This is a genomic window from Bacillus sp. Nf3 (assembly GCF_003028545.1).
Classification (GTDB): domain Bacteria; phylum Bacillota; class Bacilli; order Bacillales; family Bacillaceae; genus Bacillus; species Bacillus safensis.
The window spans coordinates 40,406-56,483 of the sequence record NZ_PYUA01000002.1; the positions used below are offsets into that span (position 1 = coordinate 40,406).

Sequence of the window (16,078 nt, forward strand, 5' to 3'; positions counted from 1 at the left end):
GAAGGAGGACAATTGAATCTGTCCAACATTTTCTTTAGTGAAAAAGCTTTATATGGGCAAAATAGGCGGGAGCGATGATGAAATGGAGGGAATGTAAGATGGCAACAAGGCAGTCGATCGATGAATTTATCCAAAAAAGTACTGAAACTCTTGAGTTTGCAAGTGAGCAATTTGATTTGAGCTCACGACAGGAACATTATAATGAGGAAGAGTTTTCTAAAGCACAGCTCATGCTTGAGAATACGGTCAATGAATTAGAAAAATTAAAAGATGTCGCCAATGACCAGCAAAGAGAACGGTTAGACAGGGCGCGTGTTCAAATTCAAAGCTTGCAAAACCAAATGATATTAGGAATTTCTTACGATAATGTTTGATGAACAGATCCTTTTTTAAGGGTCTGTTTTATTTTTTGGATGTTTTCGCAAAGATTGTTGTTTTTGGACATATATTTGTAATTGGTTTTTATTCTGTTAAAATATGTTATATAAAGAAATTGCAAATATCTTTAATCAAGGGGGTAGAAAAAATGTTGGAGACTCTTCCTAATTGGTTTTGGGCATTATATTACTTGTTTTTCTTAGCAACATTTGGAACTGCAATATTCAGTGTTGTGAAAAATAAACATAGGGGATTGTCCATTCTAACCATTGTATTTACTGTTACAATTCCGATTATTAGCCTGATAAATAGCATTGGTAGAGTAGAAGGAATGAATGAATTTGAACACTTATTTAGTCAATTGCAACAGGGGGCAGTTTGGTCTATCTATACAGTTATAGGCTATATATTTTTATTAGTATGGTGGGTGCTAATCCTGTTCAAAAGCAAGTCCAAAAACCAAGTAATAGTATCTAATTAAAACCTTGTAGAGACCTTAATATTGGGGTCTTTTATTATGCACTTCTCAACATCTCAACTGTACTATAATTAGATTTTTGACACGCTAAAATAAGCCTTTGCTCTACTCGTTTTTCAAATGCTAAATTCTTTTCCTTATCAAGCCATCGGAACCAGTAGAGGTAGTTGTCCAAATATTTTGTTGCAACTCCTTGAGAACGCTCCATCCACTTTTACAGGCGATTATGAAAAATTATTAACGTGTTAAATGTGGTAAATCCCCTTCTTTACACGCTGTTTTTGACGCTCATTGACTGTTCATGTTGTAATCCTGTTATCTTGGCGAACTTTTTATAGTTTGTTGCTGTATCAGTGCATAGCAAATCAGAAGGGTGAATATACTCACCCTTCTGATTTAACACGACCTGTTCCTGCCTTACGAGCAATTACACTTCCATTACGGTCTTGTGCTACGACAACAGCAATTTTAAGGTTAGAATTACCTCTCTTTTCGTCATTTTCTCCACGCTTTTTGGCTTTTCTATGGGTGATTTCTCGCCCCTTCATAGACTCACGAAAGAAAGTTTCATCACTTTCAACGATACCTTATAGTTGATTAAATCCAAAACTGCCTGATGCGTTCAAGATTTTATGTCTCCAATAAAATGCGGTGGAAATTTGTATTTTAAGGCGTTCAGCAATTTTGGGTAGAGTATAACCCTCAACCATAAACCAGAAGCAAATCTGGCTTTACGAATGCTTTTAAGTAGTTTCGTCATTTTATCTGGTTCGTCTGGAAACAAGTCTTGTTTCATTACGTTAAACAAGGCTAATTGCTCTGATTTGGTTAAATTGCTGAACTCTTCATAAACATTTTCCCACATACTTAAACGCCTCCCGAATGCCCACTTTAACAACCTTTTAACAGTATAATCAAGAAAGTAACAATCTTTACGAAAACAGCCTATTTTTTTCTAGTGTCTCTTGACTTTTCAATTAAGTGTCTATATTGTATTAAGTGTACTACATCAACTAATACACTACAGACACTTAAAAAGTGAAGAAAGGTGTTCAACCATGAAAAAAGAAAAAAAGCCAATCAATTTGAAGTGGATGGTGCTGGCTGTTGCGTTAGCATGTACATTTTTTTTCGTTCTCGTTTTCATTGGTTTTGAAGTTCAAAAAGATTTGATACCCAATTCGGTCCCTTTAATGCAAGGACATGAACAAGCGATAGGACTGCAAAAGCATGAATGAGGAAAGAGGGAGCCATCATGATCCAAATAGATCCAAGAAGCGCTGCGCCAATATATGAACAAATCATTGAGCAGCTCAAAATTTTATGTTTAAAAGGCGTGATGAAGCCAGGTGACAAACTGCCCTCTGTCAGAGAGCTCGCCACCATTATTATTGCCAACCCAAACACCGTGAGCAAAGCGTATAAAGAACTTGAACGGGAAGGGATTATTGAAACACTGAGAGGCCGTGGAACGTATGTGACAGAAGGTGCACAGTTAAAGCTGAATGAAGGGAAGGTGTTAGAGATGAAGGAGCAATTAAGGCAGCTTATTATTGAAGCTCATTATGCCGGTATTGATATTCATCAACTCAAAGAGTGGCTGGAGGAGATCGGCTCAAGTCTAAAAGGAGGAAAACAAGTTGATTGAGGTCAGAAATGTATCAAAGAAATTAAATGGGCGCGAAGTACTCAGCAACGTTTCCTTCAAGATAGGCGAAGGAGAAATCTTTGGTCTGCTTGGCCGGAATGGCTCTGGTAAAACAACACTTCTTCGTTTGATTCAGCAAATTCTTCTTCCGGATGAAGGAGAGATTTATTTTAAAGATGTACTCGTAAAAGACCACCCGTTAGTGAAGCAAAATATTGTGTATATGCCAGTCGTAAATCCCTACTTTGACCGGTACAATTATGGGCAGCTTGTGAAGCTGTTAAAACAACTGTATCCAAAGTTTGACGTGACATATGCCAACGAGCTTGTGAACCGGTATGAGATTCCGGAAAAAGTGAAATACCGTGAATTGTCGACAGGTTTAAAGAAACAGCTGTCCCTTATTTTAAGTTTTGCCATTAAACCAGCAGTCATTTTGTTAGATGAGCCGACAGACGGGATTGATGCGGTCACAAGAAATGATGTTCTTCAGTTGATGATTGACGAGGTGGCAGAACGACAAACAACGATTTTAATTACATCCCACCGTTTAGAGGATATTGAGCGTATGTGTAATCGAATCGGGTTTTTGGAAGGAAATCAGCTCACAAGTGTTATGGATTTAGATGAGTTGAAAAATGACTACGTTAAAATCCAGATGGCATTTGAAGAGGATATGAACTTAAGTATTAGAAAAAAAGGCGTTGCCATTTTAGATCAAGCGGGTGTGTTCTATACAGCACTTGTACTCAAAACAGATGAAGAGGCAAAAGAGTATTTGAAATCGCTTGAACCAAAAGTCTGGCATGAACTGCCTGTGAATTTAGAAGAAGTATTCATTGCGAAGTTTGGAGGGAAACGCAGATGGTAAAGCGGCAATTGTTATATAAGGAATGGAAGCAGTCTGAGCTGACTTTCATTTTAGTGATGCTTGTTGCGGTCTTTGCGACGCCATTATCCTTTTTAATGGAATACTCATCCTTTCAAACTTGTTTAAACGATCCGACTTGTACACCACTCGATAATTACTTTTATTATGATTTCGGTTCTGATATGTTTATCACCTTTTCATGGACGATGAGTTTAATTTTTGCAATTACCCAGTTGGGTTTTGAAAGAAATAAAGGGCAAATTGATTTTACTTTATCTTTGCCGTTTAGCAGAACGACCATTTATCACACAAAGTTTTTCCTAGGTGCCGGAATTATCACGCTCGTTCATGTATTGTCATATGTCTTTACTTATATACTCATTTTATGCATTCAACCACAATATACGATTGCGTTTAACAGTGGTTATTTGATTGCACTTGTGTCCACCTTAATGTTTTATAGTTTGTGTCTTGCAGCAGGTGCTTTAACAGGAAGCGCAATTAGTCAAGCCATTGTTACATTCAGTACATCAATTTTACCTTATTTATTAATTTGGCTTCCGATGTTTCATTTAGACTATTTATTAAAAACGGATAGAAGTTGGGTCGATATCAGTTATGACTACTTTATTATGCCCATAGCTCCAATTACTTATATAACAGACCGTTTTCAATTTCGAAATTTAGTTGAAAATCCAATTTGGTTTACAGGTGTAGAATTTATCGTGCCAATTGTGATGCTAATCGTATTTTATCTCATTGGTTTGTTCAGTTTTATTAAACATCCAGTTGAACGAAATGGACGATTCTTTGTTTACCCCAAAATGGATAGGCCCATTCAGATATTGGTCATTGCCTTTGGTGTTCTAGGATTTGGCTGGGGTGGATTTTCTTCAGACAATTCCTTATTTGGTTATATTGCTGGCATGCTCATCGGTGGAGCTGTGGGCGCACTAACGAGTTATTTCTTAATCTATCGAAAAAGATAAACAGAGAGCAGGGGAGTAGAGATGATTCAGATTCAAGCATTAGATCATGTATTTAAAATTGGAAAAAAAGGCAGGGAAAATGAAATTCCTGTACTAAAAGGGATTGACCTGTCCATCAAAAGAGGTGAAATTGCTTGTATTGTTGGACGAAGTGGTTCAGGGAAATCGACTTTGTTGAACTTAATATCTGGCTATATTACGCCAACGAGTGGACAAATTACCATTGATGGCACCAATGTGACTGGCTTTAATGAAAAAGAATGGGCAGACTTTCGCTTAGACCACTTTGGCTTTATCTTTCAAAGCTTTCAGTTGATTGGGAGCTTAACAACGTATGAGAATGTTGAACTTCCGCTCACTTTAAAAGGTGTGAAGCCGTCTGAACGAAAAGAGAAAGTAAAAGAAATGCTGAAACGAGTAGGTCTTGAACATCACGCAGGACATTACCCAAATGAGCTGTCAGGCGGACAGCAGCAGCGTGTGAGTATTGCAAGAGCCTTGATTTTAAATCCATCTATTATTTTAGCGGATGAACCAACAGGGAGTCTCGATTCAGAAACTGAAGGAGAAATTCTAGCCTTTATCCAGCAGCTCAATCGTGAAAAAGGAATTACATTCGTCATCATTACACATGACGATGAAGTCGCTTCAATCGCAGACACAACGTTCCAGCTTCACGATGGTGTATTAAAGAAAGGGGAACAATCCATTGAAATTTAGAGATCAGGTCAAATTCATTAGAAGAAATATGAAGAAAAATAGATTGCGTGTGTTTATGACCATTCTTGCGACGACAATGGCATGCTCTTTCTTAATCGTTTTAGCGTCTGTCGGTTTTGGTTTGCAAAAATCAGCTCAAGATGAAATTATGAAGCAGCAAATCATCACAGAAATTAAAGTGTTAGGAAAAGAAAAAGGAGACGTCAAGATTGATGATTTAAAGAAATATGATCATGTAAAATCTGTTGTCTCAAGAACATCGATCATTCCATCGGTTAACGTCGAGCTCGATGACCGTTCAAGTGAAACACAGGCTGCTTTGACCGATATGAAAGAAGAAAAAGAAGCAGGGCTTGAACTAGACCGAGGAAAAGTGCCAACATCAGCGAACGAAATTGTGGTCGGATATCATATGGCGGAACAACTGTGGACAAAAAAAGAGCGAGAAGCCTATGAAAAAGAATTAAATCAGACGTCAAACGGTGAAGAAACACCGAAGGAGCCTAAAGGCTACACGAAGGATATTTTAAATAAAGTGGTTCAAATCAAAGTGCCAAAACTAAATGAAGAAAATGAAGTCGTCAAAGAAAAAACATTTGATTTCCGTGTAGTAGGTGTTTTGAAAAAGCCGAATTTGGAGTGGCAGGAGGATCATAAAATTCTGATTCCGAATGCTTATGAAAAAGAATTTGGCCAAATACTCGACCTGTCTCCTGAAGCAGGAAATGTCGAGAAAATGACCTCTGTTTATGCAGATAAATTCGACAATGTCGGTGCACTCACGGATAAACTAACAGATGAGGGCTACCAAGTCATCTCTGTGACGAATCAGCTAGAAGGAATGGCTATGTTCTTTACAGTCTTCAAAATTGGACTTATTTTTGTCGGATGTATTGCAGTCATTATTTCTGCCATCGGTATTTTCAATACGATGACCATGGCGGTAACAGAGCGAACACAAGAGATTGGGATTATGAAAGCCATTGGCGCGAATCCATCCATTATCAAGCGAATGTTCCTAATGGAAAGTGCTTATATTGGAGTCATCGGATCAATCATCGGTATTATCATCTCATATTTGATTAGTTTTGCCGTTAATTTAATCATCCCAGCCATTTTGTCGTCCATGTCTGAGGGAGGATCAAGCGATCAATTCTCGATTACTTTTTCCTATATTCCGCTTAGCCTTGTGATTACAGCAACAGTGATCAGCGCAGGGGTAGCAATCATCTCAGGGCTGAACCCAGCACGTAAGGCAACAAAAACGAATGTATTATCAGCTTTAAGAAGAGAAATTTAAAAAAGAACCTCCTGGAAACCCGATTGGGCGCTCAGGAGGTTCTTTTTAATCTTAATTAAACATCGCTATTGCTTAGGTGCCCTGTATCCGGCACGCTCTGCTTCTTCTACGGAGCAGAACATTTTGGTTACATTTTTTGTTCTAGAGTAGTATCTGCTGCTTGGTGTGTGATAAATACCGTTGACACTCCCTTTAATGTTACAGGCAGCTGATTCTTTTTTTGTTTCCTTTTGTGATTCATGACCGCCTGTGTTTTTTCCTTCATCTTTAGGAGCAGAGCGCTGGACGGTGGAAGACTTCGTATCGCTGCTGCTATTCTTGTTTTCTTGTTTGAGTGTTTCATTGCTGGAGGTAAGCTTGTCTATTTTCTTTTCAAGCGATTGAATGGTCTTTTCTTGCTGTTTGACCGTTTCTTTTTCTGAGGTTATGGTTTCTAGCTTTTTTTCCAGCTTTTCTTTTTCCTTCTCCGCGTCTTCTAAAGAGGAGGTAAGCGACTCTTTATCAGCTTTTAAGCTCGAAATGTCAGCTGAGAGCTCCTTTTGATCCTTTAAAAGCTGTTCGGAAGATGGATCGGTTTGTGCTTTTGGCGCATTTGCAGCAGCAAACGGTAATGACATAATGGAAAAGAAGAGACCAATGATCAAAAAAGGATAAAAAAGTTTCTTTGAAAAAATCAGCTCGTTCTGGTGTTTGAATAAGAAGAAATTGACGGCATATCCGATGGCAAAACAAACACATAAAAGACCCAATATGAGTAACAACATATCTAACAGCCCCCCTAATGCTATTTACACCTATCATACCTCATTTTTCCATTTTGGGGAGCGGTTCAATTAAAAAAACCCTGTTTACACAGGGTTTTCAGCTAATGGTAATCCTTTTATGGCTTCTTTTACTGTCAAATAAGTGATCGTATTTTGGAAATCTGTATCGAGGTCTTTCATTTTCAGCGCAAGCTGCGGTTTGATTCCAGTGATGATTAGTTCGGTTCCCGTTAGATTGAGAAGATGATGCAATTTAAAAATACGTGCTGCGACGGAATCATCGACTTCGATTAAACCAGAAAGGTCGACAATTAAATAATCATCCTTTGAATCATCTAATATACAAGTTAACTTAGCGACAATGGCATCAAAGCGTTCTTCAGATAATTTCCCGATAAGCGGAAGGGCAGATACACCATTTTTGATTGGGACGATTGGCGTCGAAAGAGAGGTGACTTCCTGTAAGGAATCTTCTAGGAGCTGTTCATATTCTTTCTGTTTCGTAATATCCTTTTGAAAACCAATGAAAAATGTTTTGTCATCTTGTTCAATGTATAGAGGATCTATATTGAGTTCATTCCAAAAAAAAGTGCCGTCTTTTTTATAATTTTTTAGCTGTGTGGTAATAGGTGTTTTGTTTTGAATTCCATGACGAATTAAAGCAAGCTGCTTTTGATCCGTGTCTTTTCCTTGAAGGAATCGACAATTACGCCCAAGAATCTCATCTGGTTTGTATCCAGTCATTTGTGTAAATCCATGATTCACATAAACGATAGGGTTATCCTTTAAGGAAGGGTCTGTAATGACAACACCGATGCGCGCATGATCCAGCGCTTTTTTGATGAGTTCAAGCTGTTTTTGCAAGCCGAAAATGTTCGAGCTGACCATATTACCCTCCTTTGCTGCTATAAGACATATCAAATGGTTGTCTTTTCGACCAAATGAATCCTTATAAACGTAACATAACATATGTTCTGTTTCAACGATTGCAAACGCTTTGTTAAATTTGTCATCATAGTTTGTCCTCCATTAGAATAGAGTAAGTAAGGAGACTTTTCATTAGAAAAAGAAGGAATCAATTACTCAACATTCATAAAATGACAAAAATAGTTAATATGGATTAGGTGAAAATGATTCCAATGCATCAAGATTGTTTTTAGGTCATTCACATATAATGGAAGAAACAAGCTTTTTTTCTTCGTTAGAGAGAATAGACCTTTTACATGGATTATGACGGAACAGCAGAATGGCATTACAGGGGGCTGGACAGCCTGAAGTCGCTTTACTATTCTAAGGGCTTTAGGAAGGTGATGAAAATGCTGCAACAAGTCATTATTGCTTGCGCCATTGGAGGGGTCATGGGCATTCTCGGTCACGTAAAGAAAAAAGGCAGGCTAGAGAAGCCCAGAATGACAAAAAAGTTTATTTACTTAGGGTTTATTGAAGATTGGCTCGTTGGGATGATTGCTGCTACACTGCTTGTCTTATCCTCAAATCCCGATTCTAGTCTGCACTTGATCATCTTATCAATTATTTCAGGTTACGGAGGAGAAGCAGTTCTGCGAAGCTTTGATTTTGTAAGAGAACAGCGTTCACAGGATGCAGACTCCAGCCGTCATAACCGATCTCCACACGAATAATATCCTCTACTTTACCCTAGTCTAGGGTACATTCCCATTGTATACAAACCTGCTTGCACTTATGATCATAATTCTATAAAATACTACTTAGATGACGGTTACGATAAGAACAGTGAAGAGGAGTAGTAGGAAAGCAGTATTTGTCTTTAGAGAATTGACGGCTGGTGAAAGTCAATCAAATCTGCTTCTGAACTCGCCTCAGAGTTGCAGTTGCGTTAAAGCTTCTGTCGCATGTCTGCGTTAAAGATATTAAGTGAGCGTACGAACAGCATGTTACGCTAACAAGGGTGGTACCGCGGGAACCAAAAAATCTCTCGTCCCTTTCCAGGGATGAGGGTTTTTTGTTGATTTTAGAAAAATCTGAATTCTTGCAGTGGTCATCTAAGCAGATAAAGCCGTACATATTAAAGGAGGTTTTCACATTGAGTTTTCAGCATCGGGAAATTGAAAAGAAGTGGCAGGATTATTGGCTGACACATAAAACATTCGCCACATCTGACTCGGAAGATAAACCGAAGTTTTATGCGCTTGATATGTTTCCATATCCATCAGGAGCAGGACTTCATGTCGGGCACCCTGAGGGCTATACAGCAACGGATATTTTATCACGCATGAAACGTATGCAGGGATATGATGTTCTTCATCCAATGGGATGGGACGCATTTGGTCTCCCGGCAGAACAGTATGCACTTGATACAGGGAATGACCCGGCGGCCTTTACAGAAGAGAACATCAATAACTTCCGCCGCCAAATTCAATCACTAGGGTTCTCGTATGATTGGGATCGAGAAATCAACACGACAGATCCGAATTACTACAAATGGACACAATGGATTTTCTTAAAATTGTACGAAAAAGGATTGGCCTATATCGATGAAGTACCAGTGAACTGGTGCCCAGCGCTTGGCACAGTGCTTGCAAACGAAGAAGTCATTGATGGAAAAAGTGAACGCGGAGGCCATCCTGTTGAAAGACGTCCTATGAAGCAGTGGATGCTAAAGATTACAGCATATGCGGACAGGCTGTTAGAAGATTTAGAGGACATTGATTGGCCTGAAAGCATCAAAGATATGCAGCGTAACTGGATTGGACGCTCTGAAGGTGCGCACGTTCATTTTGAAGTAGAAGGGCATAACGAACAGTTTACGGTTTTTACAACGCGTCCTGATACACTATTTGGTGCAACTTATGCGGTGCTTGCTCCAGAACATGCACTAGTTGAAAAAATTACATCAGCTGCCCAAAAAGAAGCAGTCGAAGCATATATCAAAGAAATTCAATCAAAGAGTGATTTAGAGCGGACAGATCTTGCCAAAACGAAAACGGGTATTTTCACAGGGGCGTATGCCATCAATCCGTTAAATGGTGAAAAAATGCCGATCTGGATTGCAGATTACGTGTTAGCCACTTATGGGACTGGAGCTATTATGGCGGTTCCTGCTCATGATGAACGTGATTATGAATTCGCTAAAACTTTTGATCTTCCAATCAAAGAAGTTGTAGAAGGCGGAGACATTGAAAAAGAAGCCTACACAGGTGATGGGAAGCACATTAACTCTGATTTCCTAAATGGCTTAGGAAAAGAAGAGGCGATTGAAAAAGCGATTGCATGGCTTGAAGAACATCAAAAAGGTGAAAAGAAAGTCACATATCGTTTAAGAGACTGGCTATTCAGCCGTCAGCGCTACTGGGGTGAACCAATTCCAATCATTCATTGGGAGGACGGAACATCTTCAGCTGTTTCAGAGGAAGAGCTTCCACTGATCTTGCCTAAGACGACTGAGATTAAGCCAAGTGGTACAGGTGAATCACCATTAGCCAATATTAAAGACTGGGTTGAGGTTGTAGATCCTGTAACAGGTAAGAAAGGCCGCCGTGAAACGAATACAATGCCGCAATGGGCAGGCAGCTGCTGGTATTTCTTACGTTATATTGATCCTCATAACTCAGAAGAGCTTGCATCTCCTGAGAAGCTGAAGAAATGGCTTCCAGTTGATGTGTATATCGGCGGAGCAGAACACGCTGTACTGCATCTTCTATATGCACGCTTCTGGCATAAATTCTTGTATGATATCGGTGTTGTTCCAACAAAAGAACCTTTCATGAAATTGTTCAACCAAGGCATGATTCTTGGAGAAAACAATGAAAAAATGAGTAAATCAAAAGGAAATGTGGTTAACCCGGATGATATCGTAGAATCTCATGGTGCAGATACATTACGACTTTATGAAATGTTCATGGGACCTTTAGATGCGTCAATTGCTTGGTCTGAAACAGGACTTGATGGTGCTCGTCGTTTCCTTGATCGTGTATGGCGTCTATTTACAAATGAAGATGGCTCACTCAGTGATAAAGTGACAGAGCAATCTGGCGGCGCATTAGAACGCAGCTATCATGAAACCGTAATGAAGGTAACAGATCATTATGAAGGCTTGCGTTTCAATACAGGCATTTCACAATTAATGGTGTTTATCAACGATGCCTACAAGGCTGATACACTGCCGAAAGAATATGCAGAAGGCTTTGTAAAGCTTCTTTCTCCAATTGCACCGCATTTAGCAGAAGAGCTTTGGAATAAACTTGGTCATGAAGGGTCTATTTCTTATGAAGCATGGCCTCAATATGATGAGTCAAAGCTTGTCGACGATGAAGTAGAAATTGTCGTACAGCTTAACGGTAAAGTAAAAGCAAAATTAACCGTTCCTGCTGATGCAACAAGGGAGCAGTTAGAAGAGCTTGCGAAAAATGATGCACGAGTAAAAGAACAGCTGGAAGGGAAAACCATTCGTAAAGTGATTGCGGTTCCTGGGAAGCTTGTCAATATTGTTGCGAACTAATGATGACACCCATCGGTATGAACCGGTGGGTGTTCTTTATTTCCCGGGACATAATTTTGTCGAAAACAAGGTGATTCTTTCTTGGATCTCGTATTTTAACAGGTGATCAAAAAAATGAGGAGTGACGTCAATGGAAAAGGAAAGCAAACGTGAACAACTGCTCAGTCTGTTAGGAGAAATGCCAGAACGTCATCGCGTGGAGGCTTATACGTTAAAAATGGAGGAACGTGAATCATATGTAGTGGAAACACTTATTCTCTCTATGAATGGTGTAGAGGAAGTCCCTGCTTATTTCGTGAAACCGAAGGATACGGTGAAAAAAAGACCCGTAGTACTGTTCCAACACTCTCATGGCGGTAATTACGTGAACGGGAAGGAAGAGCTGTTAGAGGGTGCTCATTATTTGCAAACGCCTTCATATGCAAAAGAGTTTACGTCAAAAGGATATAGTGTACTGGCCATTGATCATGCAGGGTTTGGTGAGAGAAGGGGAAGAACAGAAAGTGAAATTTTTAAGGAAATGCTTTTAACAGGAAAAGTGATGTGGGGCATGATGCTCTATGAAAGCATGTGTGCGATTGATTATTTGCTGTCTCGATCTGATGTACTGGCGGACCGGTTAGCTGTCTTTGGGATGTCAATGGGCGGTCTCCTTTCCTGGTGGACGGCTGCACTTGATGAGAGGGTCAGTGTGTGTGTTGATCTTTGCGCACAGGTGGATCATCATACATTAATTGAAACGAACAATTTGGACAGGCATGGCTTTTATTACTATGTACCGAGATTAGCAAAGTATTTTACAGCAGCGGACATTCAAGAAATGATTTTTCCAAGACCGCATTTAAGCTTAGTTGGAAAACTTGATCAGCTCACCCCTGCTGAAGGCGTTGGAAGGATTCAAAAGGTATTGAGTCAAACCTATCAAGCTGCTTCATTGAAAGAACGATATCAGCTTGCCCATCTTCATGCAGGTCATTTTGAAACAGCCGCTATGCGTCACGAGGCGACACGATTTTTGAAAAAGTGGCTGTAATCAAGAAAACGCTTGGACATACTACGTCAAAAGAAAGGAGGAGACAGATGAAAAAAATCACCATCATTGGCGGATGCGGTGTAATTGGACGCCTTTTAACAAAAGCGCTCTCTACTGAGTACAGTGTCACGATTATTGATCTGACGAGCTGTGTAGAAGGAGTCATTTTAGCCGATGCAGCGAATGAACAGAATGTATATGAGGCAATTCCGCGGGATACAGATGTCATCTTGCATCTTCTAAACATTGACATGACGCATGATGTGATGGATCATGAAGAATTTGCAAAAATGACTGATATTTTTTGGAGGAGTACCTATTATATGTTTCGGTCAGCCGCGCGGCTTGGCATACAAAAAGTCATTTTTGCAAGCAGCAACCATGTGACTGATCGTTATGAAGAGGATGGACGCTCCTTACTTGGACGGCAGATTACAACTGACGATGTGCCTGCGACTAAAAATGTCTATGGCATTTTAAAATTTGCTTCCGAACAGTTGGGGCGTTTGTTCCACGATCAAACGGGAATGTCTGTCATCAACTTACGGATTGGAACAGTTGTGACAGATGAGATGAAGGCATTATACAAAAAGCAAAGAACAAAAAGAACACTGCTGTCACATGAGGATCTTGCAGGTATGACAAAGGCAGCGATTGAATCGGATATTCCCTTTGGGACCTATTATGCTGTATCAGAGAATGAAGGAAAGCCATGGTCTACTGAGAAAACGAAGCAGGAGTTAGGCTACAAACCAGATGTCAATACGACGGAAATACTCGAAGAAAATGATCAGGCATAGGGCATAATCATGTCATGAGCTAATGATCTTATTCTTTTGTTTCATGAGTATAAAAGCACGGCTGACATGATCTATTCAGTTGGTCTGTCAAGATGATTATAGACGCTTTCTTCCCTCGTTTGTTACATTTTAATCACGATATCGTCACAGGCTGCAGCTTACTTTCAGTTGAAATGATAACGCTTTCAAAGAAAGGGCGTGATGAACATAGATCGTTCTATTAAAGGCCGATTGTTCAATTTATTTAATTACTCTTTTCTACTCATGTTCGCATTAATTTGTGTGCTTCCGTTCATCCATGTCATTGCCGCCTCTTTTGCAACAGTAGAAGAGGTCATCACGAAGAAGTTTATCTTGTTCCCAACGACGTTTTCTTTAGAGGCATATCGATATATTTTTTCTACAGATATTGTGTATCGCAGTCTCATTGTGTCCATTTTTGTGACGCTTGTTGGAACAGCTGTCAGCATGTTTTTGTCCTCTCTTATGGCATACGGGCTGTCTCGCCAGGAGCTAAAAGGCCGGAGAACACTGATGTTTCTCGTTGTCTTCACGATGCTGTTTAGCGGAGGTATGATTCCGACGTTTATTGTGGTGAAAACACTTGGTCTGCTTGATACGTATTGGTCACTTATTCTACCGGTTGCAATCAATGCGTTCAATTTAATCATTTTGAAAAACTTTTTTCAAAACATACCGGCAAGTCTTGAGGAATCAGCGAAGATGGACGGCTGTAACGATTTAGGGATTTTCTTTAAAATTGTGCTGCCACTTTCTTTGCCAGCCATTGCAACCATTTCACTTTTTTATGCCGTGACGTATTGGAATACGTATATGACCGCCATTCTGTATTTAAATGATTCAGTGAAATGGCCGATTCAGGTGCTGCTGAGACAGATTGTCATTGTCTCAAGCGGAATGCAGGGAGATATGTCGGATATGGGCTCATCCACACCACCGCCAGACCAAACGATTAAAATGGCTGTCATTGTTGTGGCGACCATTCCGGTTCTGCTTGTCTATCCATTTATTCAAAAGCATTTCAACAAAGGGGCATTACTAGGTTCTGTAAAGGGTTAAAATGATGGAACAACGGAGGGATCTTATGGGGAGAAAGAAATTATGGCTGATAGCGTTTGTCCTGTTATTTGCAGCAAGCGGTATTTTGTCAGCATGTTCAAGTAAAGGGGCAAACTCATCAGATGAGAAGGTTGATTTAGACAAAAAGGTAAAGCTGACATGGATGGCGATTTTATATCATCAGCAGCCGCCGAAGGATTCCGTTTTAAAAGAGATTGAGAAGCTCACAAGTACAGAGCTTGATATTACATGGGTGCCTGATGCTGTGAAGGAAGATCGGTTAAATTCCGCACTTGCAGCAGGGAATTTGCCGCAAATTGTGACGATTCAAGACATTAAAAATTCGTCTGCGATTAATGCGTTCAGATCAGGCATGTTCTGGGAAGTCGGTCCGTATTTAAAGGATTATCCAAATTTAAATAAGATGAACGAACTGATTAATAAAAACGCCTCTATAGACGGCAAGCTTTATGGCATCTATAGAGAAAGACCACTTTCAAGACAAGGGATTGTCATTCGAAAGGATTGGCTTGAAAATTTAAATTTGGATACACCAAAAACATTGGATGATCTATATGAAGTAGCCAAAGCCTTTACTGAAAAAGACCCAAATCAAAACGGAAAAGCGGATACAATTGGCTTTACGGATCGGAACGATTTAATTTATGGAGCATTTAAAACACTTGGTTCATATGAAGGTATGCCTACAGACTGGAAAGAAGAAAACGGGAAATTCACGCCAGACTTTATGACAGATGAATATATGAATACAATGAAATACATGAAAAAGCTGCGTGATAATGGCTATATCAACAAAGACTTCCCAGTGACAAGCAAAACACAGCAGCAGGAATTATTCTCACAAGGAAAAGCAGGCATCTATGTTGGAAATATGGTAGATGCCGTGAACCTGCGAGATGATGCGACAGATAAAAACATGAAAGTAGATATTATCAACCGAATCAAAGGCCCAGATGGCAAAGAACGTGTGTGGGCATCAGGTGGTCATAATGGCATCTTCGCATTCCCTAAAACAAGCGTGAAATCAGAGGCAGAATTAAAGCGGATTTTGGCCTTCTTTGACCGCATTGCCGAAGAAGATGTATATGGTCTCATGACGTACGGTATCGATGGCCAGCATTATAAGAAAGAAGAAGGGAATACATTTGTCAGGGAAGAAAGCCAAGTAAAAGGCTGGCAGACAGATGTCCAGCCGCTTGTCAGTCTTGTAGGAATTGATAAACGTTACTTGAAAAATAAAGGGGATGCAGTTCGTTCTAAATATGAAGAGCTAGAAGAAGACAATAAAAACATCATCGTTGCCAATCCTGCTGAAAGCCTGTATTCAGAAACAGCATCAGAGCGTGGAAACGAATTGAAGAAAATCATCGATGATGCGACGTATAAGTTCATTCTTGGAGACATCAGTGAAGATCAATTTCAGAAGGATGTAGAGAAGTGGAAATCAAATGGTGGGAATAAAATCATAGAAGAATATGAAGCTGCCTTTAAAAAATCAAAATGACCAATAGGAACACCC

Annotated in this window: 16 protein-coding genes, 1 pseudogene and 1 other annotated feature; of the genes and pseudogenes, 14 read left to right on the forward strand and 3 right to left on the reverse strand. The window is 39.7% G+C overall.

Features of this window, described 5'->3' with window-relative positions; translation table 11 throughout:
* Positions 1-98: 98 nt before the first annotated feature.
* Positions 99-374: a YtzC family protein gene (locus tag C9414_RS04990; protein WP_039180834.1), complete on the forward strand. Its 276-nt coding sequence runs from the start codon at positions 99-101 to the stop codon at positions 372-374.
* A gap of 152 nt (positions 375-526) precedes the next feature.
* Positions 527-859, forward strand: coding sequence for a hypothetical protein (locus tag C9414_RS04995; RefSeq protein WP_039183270.1), 333 nt, complete (start codon positions 527-529; stop codon positions 857-859).
* A 34-nt stretch (positions 860-893) separates the two neighbouring features.
* Here the strand turns inward: C9414_RS04995 and C9414_RS05000 are convergent.
* Positions 894-1,721: pseudogene (locus C9414_RS05000) on the reverse strand (IS1595 family transposase).
* A gap of 193 nt (positions 1,722-1,914) precedes the next feature.
* On the opposite strand from C9414_RS05000, the gene C9414_RS05005 reads away from it, so the two are divergent.
* Genes C9414_RS05005 through C9414_RS05030 form a run of 6 tightly spaced genes read left to right on the forward strand, consistent with a single transcriptional unit; the run spans position 1,915 to position 6,384 of the window.
* Positions 1,915-2,094: a hypothetical protein gene (locus tag C9414_RS05005; protein WP_039180825.1), complete on the forward strand. Its 180-nt coding sequence runs from the start codon at positions 1,915-1,917 to the stop codon at positions 2,092-2,094.
* A gap of 17 nt (positions 2,095-2,111) precedes the next feature.
* Positions 2,112-2,504 (forward strand): GntR family transcriptional regulator, encoded by a 393-nt coding sequence (locus tag C9414_RS05010; protein WP_019743690.1) that lies wholly within the window; start codon positions 2,112-2,114, stop codon positions 2,502-2,504.
* Positions 2,497-3,375: an ATP-binding cassette domain-containing protein gene (locus C9414_RS05015; protein WP_007501894.1), complete on the forward strand. Its 879-nt coding sequence runs from the start codon at positions 2,497-2,499 to the stop codon at positions 3,373-3,375. Before C9414_RS05010 ends, C9414_RS05015 begins: the two co-directional genes overlap by 8 nt.
* Positions 3,369-4,364 (forward strand): ABC-2 transporter permease, encoded by a 996-nt coding sequence (locus tag C9414_RS05020; protein ID WP_107163195.1) that lies wholly within the window; start codon positions 3,369-3,371, stop codon positions 4,362-4,364. Before C9414_RS05015 ends, C9414_RS05020 begins: the two co-directional genes overlap by 7 nt.
* A 21-nt stretch (positions 4,365-4,385) precedes the next feature.
* The gene (locus tag C9414_RS05025) at positions 4,386-5,084 is read left to right on the forward strand and encodes an ABC transporter ATP-binding protein (protein WP_047203519.1); all 699 of its coding nucleotides are present in this window, start codon (positions 4,386-4,388) and stop codon (positions 5,082-5,084) included.
* Positions 5,074-6,384, forward strand: a complete 1,311-nt coding sequence (locus tag C9414_RS05030) for an ABC transporter permease (protein WP_047203518.1) — start codon at positions 5,074-5,076, stop codon at positions 6,382-6,384. The genes C9414_RS05025 and C9414_RS05030 overlap by 11 nt, the downstream gene beginning before the upstream one ends.
* 65 nt (positions 6,385-6,449) lie before the next feature.
* Here the strand turns inward: C9414_RS05030 and C9414_RS05035 are convergent, their stop codons facing one another.
* Both C9414_RS05035 and ytvA read right to left on the reverse strand, forming a co-directional pair.
* The gene (locus tag C9414_RS05035; protein WP_047203517.1) at positions 6,450-7,148 is read right to left on the reverse strand and encodes a sunset domain-containing protein; all 699 of its coding nucleotides are present in this window, start codon (positions 7,146-7,148) and stop codon (positions 6,450-6,452) included.
* Positions 7,149-7,232: 84 nt separating this feature from the next.
* Positions 7,233-8,036 (reverse strand): YtvA family blue-light photoreceptor, encoded by an 804-nt coding sequence (ytvA, locus tag C9414_RS05040; protein WP_047203516.1) that lies wholly within the window; start codon positions 8,034-8,036, stop codon positions 7,233-7,235.
* Between the two features lie 422 nt (positions 8,037-8,458).
* On the opposite strand from ytvA, the gene C9414_RS05045 reads away from it, so the two are divergent.
* The 6 genes from C9414_RS05045 to C9414_RS05070 all read left to right on the forward strand — a co-directional run bounded on the left by C9414_RS05045 (position 8,459) and on the right by C9414_RS05070 (position 16,063).
* Positions 8,459-8,788 (forward strand): DUF4257 domain-containing protein, encoded by a 330-nt coding sequence (locus C9414_RS05045; protein WP_224929310.1) that lies wholly within the window; start codon positions 8,459-8,461, stop codon positions 8,786-8,788.
* 103 nt (positions 8,789-8,891) lie between these two features.
* Positions 8,892-9,113, forward strand: a binding site (T-box leader).
* Between the two features lie 97 nt (positions 9,114-9,210).
* Positions 9,211-11,625, forward strand: a complete 2,415-nt coding sequence (leuS, locus tag C9414_RS05050) for a leucine--tRNA ligase (protein WP_107163196.1) — start codon at positions 9,211-9,213, stop codon at positions 11,623-11,625.
* Between the two features lie 130 nt (positions 11,626-11,755).
* Complete coding sequence (locus C9414_RS05055; protein ID WP_107163197.1) at positions 11,756-12,658, forward strand: dienelactone hydrolase family protein; 903 nt, start codon at positions 11,756-11,758, stop codon at positions 12,656-12,658.
* Positions 12,659-12,705: 47 nt separating this feature from the next.
* Positions 12,706-13,458, forward strand: coding sequence for an NAD-dependent epimerase/dehydratase family protein (locus C9414_RS05060; protein ID WP_047203513.1), 753 nt, complete (start codon positions 12,706-12,708; stop codon positions 13,456-13,458).
* A gap of 219 nt (positions 13,459-13,677) precedes the next feature.
* On the forward strand, positions 13,678-14,538 hold the full coding sequence (locus C9414_RS05065) for a carbohydrate ABC transporter permease (protein ID WP_106025828.1): 861 nt from the start codon (positions 13,678-13,680) through the stop codon (positions 14,536-14,538).
* A 25-nt stretch (positions 14,539-14,563) separates the two neighbouring features.
* The gene (locus C9414_RS05070) at positions 14,564-16,063 is read left to right on the forward strand and encodes an extracellular solute-binding protein (protein WP_107163198.1); all 1,500 of its coding nucleotides are present in this window, start codon (positions 14,564-14,566) and stop codon (positions 16,061-16,063) included.
* Positions 16,064-16,078 lie beyond the last annotated feature (15 nt).

What these genes read in the sequence shown, in the direction of transcription:
- C9414_RS05020 (WP_107163195.1), top strand. Translation starts at nt 3,369, where the DNA reads ATGGTAAAGCGGCAATTGTTATATAAGGAATGGAAGCAGTCTGAGCTG.
- C9414_RS05005 (WP_039180825.1), top strand. Translation starts at nt 1,915, where the DNA reads ATGAAAAAAGAAAAAAAGCCAATCAATTTGAAGTGGATGGTGCTGGCT.
- C9414_RS04990 (WP_039180834.1), top strand. Translation starts at nt 99, where the DNA reads ATGGCAACAAGGCAGTCGATCGATGAATTTATCCAAAAAAGTACTGAA.
- C9414_RS05070 (WP_107163198.1), top strand. Translation starts at nt 14,564, where the DNA reads ATGGGGAGAAAGAAATTATGGCTGATAGCGTTTGTCCTGTTATTTGCA.
- C9414_RS05055 (WP_107163197.1), top strand. Translation starts at nt 11,756, where the DNA reads ATGGAAAAGGAAAGCAAACGTGAACAACTGCTCAGTCTGTTAGGAGAA.
- C9414_RS05010 (WP_019743690.1), top strand. Translation starts at nt 2,112, where the DNA reads ATGATCCAAATAGATCCAAGAAGCGCTGCGCCAATATATGAACAAATC.
- C9414_RS05035 (WP_047203517.1), bottom strand. Translation starts at nt 7,148, where the DNA reads ATGTTGTTACTCATATTGGGTCTTTTATGTGTTTGTTTTGCCATCGGA.
- C9414_RS05045 (WP_224929310.1), top strand. Translation starts at nt 8,459, where the DNA reads ATGAAAATGCTGCAACAAGTCATTATTGCTTGCGCCATTGGAGGGGTC.
- C9414_RS04995 (WP_039183270.1), top strand. Translation starts at nt 527, where the DNA reads ATGTTGGAGACTCTTCCTAATTGGTTTTGGGCATTATATTACTTGTTT.
- ytvA (WP_047203516.1), bottom strand. Translation starts at nt 8,036, where the DNA reads ATGGTCAGCTCGAACATTTTCGGCTTGCAAAAACAGCTTGAACTCATC.
- C9414_RS05025 (WP_047203519.1), top strand. Translation starts at nt 4,386, where the DNA reads ATGATTCAGATTCAAGCATTAGATCATGTATTTAAAATTGGAAAAAAA.
- C9414_RS05060 (WP_047203513.1), top strand. Translation starts at nt 12,706, where the DNA reads ATGAAAAAAATCACCATCATTGGCGGATGCGGTGTAATTGGACGCCTT.